Consider the following 4,994-nt stretch of genomic DNA (forward strand, 5'->3'; position numbering starts at 1 on the left):
CTTCACGTCGGGCACTTTGGTCCCGCATGTGGTCGCTCGATTTCTTGATGCCCGAATCGAAAGTGCTACGCCGCCCGAGGCAAGTATGCGCCATTGTCGTGCGCCTGCAATGGCCGGCGTAAAGGAATTCGCAATTGTTGCACGCGAGTCACGTCGGCGGTCAGATCAGCCGCTCGGGGGATACGCTCGCTGGTTCCGCATCGCTCAAGCCGAGCGATGCCGCATGTTCCTCGACGGCGGTGACGCCCTTCGCCGTGAGCTCGAACAAATCACCGTCCTTCATCACGTAGCCGTCGGCGATCAGCTGTCCCACCTTGCCCTGGCGGTCGTCGGCAAAGGCAACGGATTGGCTGATGTCCCGGAGGATGGAGAGTTGTTCGTCGCGTAACATGGCTTCACACTCCATTCGCCGGGATGGTGCCGGTCTTCACATGCCGTGGCTCTGAAACACCTTGTTGCAAGATTTCGACAGCTTGGCTCGATTGGCTTGAAGGCAGCCTTGCACCGCCATGTCGTTGCCGAGGTCCTTGCGGCAGAAGCGCTGAGCGTCGCGCGAGCAAGCCTTCTGCTCCTGGGGCGTTCCCATATGGCCTTGAGCGAATGCGGGCGCGTCGGACAGGCTCAACGCTGCCAGTGCGATCGTCGCCAGGAAAAATTTGCGGGCCATCAGCGCTCCATTCAAACAGGGGTAAAATCAGGTCCAGCATGAACTCGGCGCTTTGCCACTTGTTCCTCGAGGGGGAGAGCGCTCCGCCCGCTGTTCAAGGTTCCCCCGGCACTGCTATAAAGCTCACAGAGGGTGAGGTGCTCGATGAAACGTTATCTGGTGTTCGCGCTGGTCGTCCCGTTCGTCGGCGGGTTCCTGTTGCTGCTGACGACGACCTACCAGTCCGGCTATTGGGCCCACACCAATCTCGGCGAGGTCGGCAAGCTGTTCGCGGTGTTCTTCAAGACCCTGCAATACAGCTATTTGTTCGGCTTCCTGCCCGCGCTGATGATCGGCGCGGTCGACGACATCCTGATCCACGTCCGCCGGATCAGCCCCGGCGTGCGGATGCTCCTGGTCGGCCTGTTCGCCTTCGTCCTGGCCGCGTTCACCCACAGCTCGCGCGGGCCGGATTCCGGCGCGGTGCAGGTCATCCTGTACGGCCTCGTCGGGTTCGTCCCGGCGGTGATTTCTTCCTGGCTCGTGCATAGATATGTCGAGGAGCCGCCGGCGGTGGTGGCGCCGACCTAAAGCGCGCGACCTTCGAGCGCGGCCCCGCAACCTCCACCGCGCCCGCGCGTTGCCGAGAAGCCATGACCATGTCCGACGACGATATCCTTGCTCCGCGCCGATCCCGTTCCGAGGGTAGCCCGCGCGCGGCCTCTTCCGGCAAGCAGGCCCGCGGGCCGATCATCGACCAGGAAGGCCAGGAAATTCGTCCCGAGACGCTGGAGCAGGGATTTCGCGAGTTTCGTTTCGAGTTCGGGCAAGCGAGCCCGTTCGGCAATCTGACGCGCGAGCAGCGGATCGCGCGGCTCGAGGCCATCGCCAAGCTGCTCGACGTCGCCTTCATCCTGCCCGGCACCAACATCCGTTACGGGATCGACGGGCTGATCGGCCTGATCCCGGTGGTCGGCGACATCATCACGACCGCAATCTCGCTGTGGCTGGTGCGCGAGGCGAGGGCGCTGGGAGCGCCGTGGTACATCACCGCTCGCATGCTCGGCAATGTCGCGGTCGACGGCGTGGTCGGCCTCGTACCGTTCGCGGGCGACGCCTTTGACGTCATGTTCCGCGCCAACATGCGCAACGTCCGCCTGCTTCAGCGCTGGCTGGAAAAGCAGCCGCGGATGTAGGGGCTCTTGCCTCCTGCTCTCATGTCCCGGACAAGGTGCGGCGCGCAAGCGCCGCGCCGTAGAGCCGGGACCCAGGAGCCAAAGGGCATGTTGATGGATGGGCCCCGGCTCTGCAGCGCACCGCCGAAGGAGCGCTGCGCTGCGTCCGGGGGCACGAAAAACGAAGATCTTTCCCTAAAACACAAAAGGCACGACGACCTTTCGGCCGTCGCGCCTTCTGCGCACATCGAACAGTGTTGGAAAAGCTTACGCGGCGTCGGCGTCGGTCTCCGCGGCCGGAGCCGGCTTGGGCCGGCGGGGCAGCGGGAAGGACTCGCTCTCGTACAGCGAGCGGATGCCATTCTGGTCGAAGCGTGCTTCCTCGACCTGGAGATAGGCGCCGTTCAGCGAATCCGTCGGCAACTGCTCCATCGCAAACTGCACGGCCTCGGCTGCGGTGCCGAACCGGCGATAGGTGAAGCCCGCGCGCTTCTTCTTACGGATTGCGGCGGGGAAGAGTTCGGCGGAGGTGTTGAAGTTGAACGGACGCAGTGGACGCATGGTCAAAGACCTCGTGATCTTCTCTGGGGCTTTAAGCGCGTGAGTTTGGGGGAGGGCAGAGGCCGCAATCGAGCGGGCCCGCCACATGCATTGTCGCCCTCTAATATAGGCCGATCTGACAAAAATGCGACCCCTGCGATGCGAGATGATGAATCCGCGCATGGCAGCCAAGCGAACGAGAAAAGTATATTAATTTCAATTATTTAAGTCGTTCACACTTTGCCAGGAAGCAGCAGCACGACCAGGACCACCAGCACGACCCCGCCGAGGCCGATGCCGGAATGGCCAAGGCCATAGCCATACCCGCCGAACCGGCCCGACAGGCCGCCGAGCAGATAGATGATCACCAGGATGATCAGGATGGTCCCAAGCGTCACGGCCTCCTCCCTGGCGGTCGCCGAAACAGGATGTTGGGCCGCACCCCACTGGGGGAAAGCATATCGCGACGCCGGGTTCCATGATGGAACCCGGCGTCGGACTTCGTTTATTTGTTTATTTCGGCTCCAGCTTCAGCGCCGCCGAGTTGATGCAGTAGCGCAGGCCGGTCGGTCCGGGTCCATCGGGGAAGACATGGCCGAGATGGCCGCTGCATTTGGAGCAGAGCACCTCGGTCCGGACCATGCCATGGCTCGTATCCCGCTCCTCGTCGATGTGGCTCTCGACCGCCGGCTGGGTGAAGCTCGGCCAGCCGCAGCCGGAATCGAACTTGGCGTCGGATTCGAACAACGAATTGCCGCAGCCGGCACAGACGTAAGTGCCGGCGCGCTCCTCGTGCTCATACTCGCCCGAGAAGGGACGCTCGGTCGCCTTCTCGCGCAGCACGGCGTATTGCATCGGCGTCAATTCGCGCCGCCACTGCTCTTCGCTCTTGCTGACTTTGTCGTCCGTGATCTTCGTCTTGGTATCGGGCATGGGTCTCCCGTTCTCAGGATGATTTTTCGATCAGTTGGTGGCCTTGCCGGCATTCACCAGCGTCGGCTTCTCGATGTAGTTATCCGCGAACAGCTTTTTCAGGTTCTCGACCTTGGGGATGTCGTTATAGGCGATGTAGGGCTGGTTCGGGTGCAGCGTCAGATAGTCCTGGTGATAGGCCTCCGCCGGATAGAACGCCTCCAGCGCGCCGACCTTGGTCACGATAGGCTTCTTGAACGCCTTCGCGCCGTTGAGTTGGGCGATATAGGCTTCCGCCACTTTCTTCTGCTCGTCGGACGTTGTGAAGATCGCCGAGCGATATTGCGGACCGACGTCCGGGCCCTGACGGTTGAGCTGGGTCGGATCGTGCACCACCGAGAAGTAGATCTGGAGGATCTTCCCGTAGGAGATCTTCTTCGGGTCGTACTTGATCTCGACCACCTCGGCATGGCTGGTGCGGCCGCTCGAGACGCTCTGGTAGTCGGCGGTCGCCTTGGTGCCGCCGGCATAGCCGGAGACGGCGTTGACCACGCCCGCCGTGTGCTGGAAGACGCCCTGCACGCCCCAGAAGCAGCCACCGGCAAGTACGGCGGTCTGGATTCCGCTCGAAGCTGCGGCGTCCACGGCCGGGGCCGGGATCACGACCGCGTCCTCCGCGGCTCCGGACGGCATCGTGAAGGCCAGCGTCAGGGGGGCGGCTGCGGCAACCAGGAAGGCGAGGGCAATTCGGCGCATGGCAATCCTCTCTCGGAAGGTGACAGTCTAGGGCGATCGGGACCGGGCGAACAGCCCGGTCGCGCTTTCCCGACATCCGAGATACGGACGTCGCCGCTGATCGTTACGCCGCCGCGGACACGAGACCGTGAGCATGCGGCTCGGGACATCTGCGGGCCGGCTTGGCGGGATGCGGAACTCCCGCTCAAGCATGATCCGGGAAAGTGCGCAGCGGTTGTCCGGAAAGATCATGTGGTGGCTGGAGCGGACCCTGAGAACATGCTGACGCGGCTTTAAACCACCACGCTCAGCCGCTTCGCCGCCCGCGTGATCCCCGTGTACAGCCACCGTGCCCGCGAATCCTGAAACGCAAAGCTCTCGTCGAACAACACGACATCGTCCCATTGCGAGCCCTGCGACTTGTGCACGGTCAGCACGTAGCCGTAGTCGAACTCGTCATAAGGCTTGCGCTGCTCCCAGCCGATCTGCTCGATGCCGCCCTCGAAGCAATCGGCGCGCACCGAGACCTTGGTTACCTTGTGGCCGAAATCCTCGTCGGGCGACAGCCGCATGCTGAGGATGCGCGACTTCGAGCGTGAGGTGTTGCGCGACTTCACGCGCCAAAGGCCACCGTTGAACAGGCCCTTCTTGCGGTTGTTGCGCAGGCACACCAGCTTGTCGCCGGCGACCGGGAAGGCGTCCTCGATGCTCTGGCGCTGACGTACCCGCATGTTGTAGGCGCGTCGGGTGTTGTTGCGGCCGACCAGGATCTGGTCGGCGCCCATGACCCTGTCAGGATCGAGCTCCTTGCGCGGCACCACCTCGCTCTCGCCGTAGCGGCCGACATCGAGCTCGCGTCCTTCGCGGACGTCCATCGACATCCGGACGATCGGATCGTCCTGGGCCTGGCGATGCACCTCGGTCAGCATCGCGTCCGGCTCTGAATTGGTGAAGAAGCCGCCGCCCTGGATCGGCGGCAGCTGCGC

General features: G+C 63.4%; 9 protein-coding genes. 2 read left to right on the forward strand and 7 right to left on the reverse strand.

All coding sequences use genetic code 11. The annotated features are described in order from the left end of the window. Positions 1 to 160: 160 nt before the first annotated feature. Positions 161 to 391: a hypothetical protein gene (locus JHD07_RS20490; protein WP_291625219.1), complete on the reverse strand. Its 231-nt coding sequence runs from the start codon at positions 389 to 391 to the stop codon at positions 161 to 163. Between the two features lie 36 nt (positions 392 to 427). Next, positions 428 to 667 carry a hypothetical protein gene (locus tag JHD07_RS20495; RefSeq protein WP_291625221.1) on the reverse strand — a complete coding sequence of 80 codons (240 nt, stop codon included), beginning with the start codon at positions 665 to 667 and terminating at the stop codon, positions 428 to 430. Between the two features lie 144 nt (positions 668 to 811). Here JHD07_RS20495 and JHD07_RS20500 point away from each other — a divergent pair, with 144 nt between their 5' ends. Beyond that, positions 812 to 1,237, forward strand: coding sequence for a DUF5413 family protein (locus tag JHD07_RS20500; protein WP_291625223.1), 426 nt, complete (start codon positions 812 to 814; stop codon positions 1,235 to 1,237). A 62-nt stretch (positions 1,238 to 1,299) separates the two neighbouring features. Next, the gene (locus JHD07_RS20505) at positions 1,300 to 1,842 is read left to right on the forward strand and encodes a DUF4112 domain-containing protein (protein ID WP_291625225.1); all 543 of its coding nucleotides are present in this window, start codon (positions 1,300 to 1,302) and stop codon (positions 1,840 to 1,842) included. Positions 1,843 to 2,088: 246 nt separating this feature from the next. On the opposite strand, the gene JHD07_RS20510 is transcribed toward JHD07_RS20505, so the two are convergent. From JHD07_RS20510 to JHD07_RS20530, 5 genes are all read right to left on the reverse strand, one after another. Next, entirely contained in the window at positions 2,089 to 2,382 is a 294-nt protein-coding gene (locus JHD07_RS20510) for a hypothetical protein (RefSeq protein WP_291625228.1), read from the reverse strand. 212 nt (positions 2,383 to 2,594) lie between these two features. Continuing rightward, positions 2,595 to 2,759 carry a DUF3309 family protein gene (locus tag JHD07_RS20515; protein ID WP_291625230.1) on the reverse strand — a complete coding sequence of 55 codons (165 nt, stop codon included), beginning with the start codon at positions 2,757 to 2,759 and terminating at the stop codon, positions 2,595 to 2,597. A gap of 115 nt (positions 2,760 to 2,874) precedes the next feature. After that, the gene (msrB, locus tag JHD07_RS20520; protein WP_291625232.1) at positions 2,875 to 3,294 is read right to left on the reverse strand and encodes a peptide-methionine (R)-S-oxide reductase MsrB; all 420 of its coding nucleotides are present in this window, start codon (positions 3,292 to 3,294) and stop codon (positions 2,875 to 2,877) included. Between the two features lie 30 nt (positions 3,295 to 3,324). After that, positions 3,325 to 4,029: a peptide-methionine (S)-S-oxide reductase MsrA gene (gene msrA, locus JHD07_RS20525; protein ID WP_291625234.1), complete on the reverse strand. Its 705-nt coding sequence runs from the start codon at positions 4,027 to 4,029 to the stop codon at positions 3,325 to 3,327. Positions 4,030 to 4,301: 272 nt separating this feature from the next. Next, positions 4,302 to 4,994: ATP-dependent RecD-like DNA helicase (locus JHD07_RS20530; protein WP_291625236.1), on the reverse strand; the 693-nt coding region annotated here is incomplete at its 5' end.

This window comes from Bradyrhizobium sp. (assembly GCF_016462955.1).
In the GTDB taxonomy this organism is placed as follows: domain Bacteria; phylum Pseudomonadota; class Alphaproteobacteria; order Rhizobiales; family Xanthobacteraceae; genus Bradyrhizobium.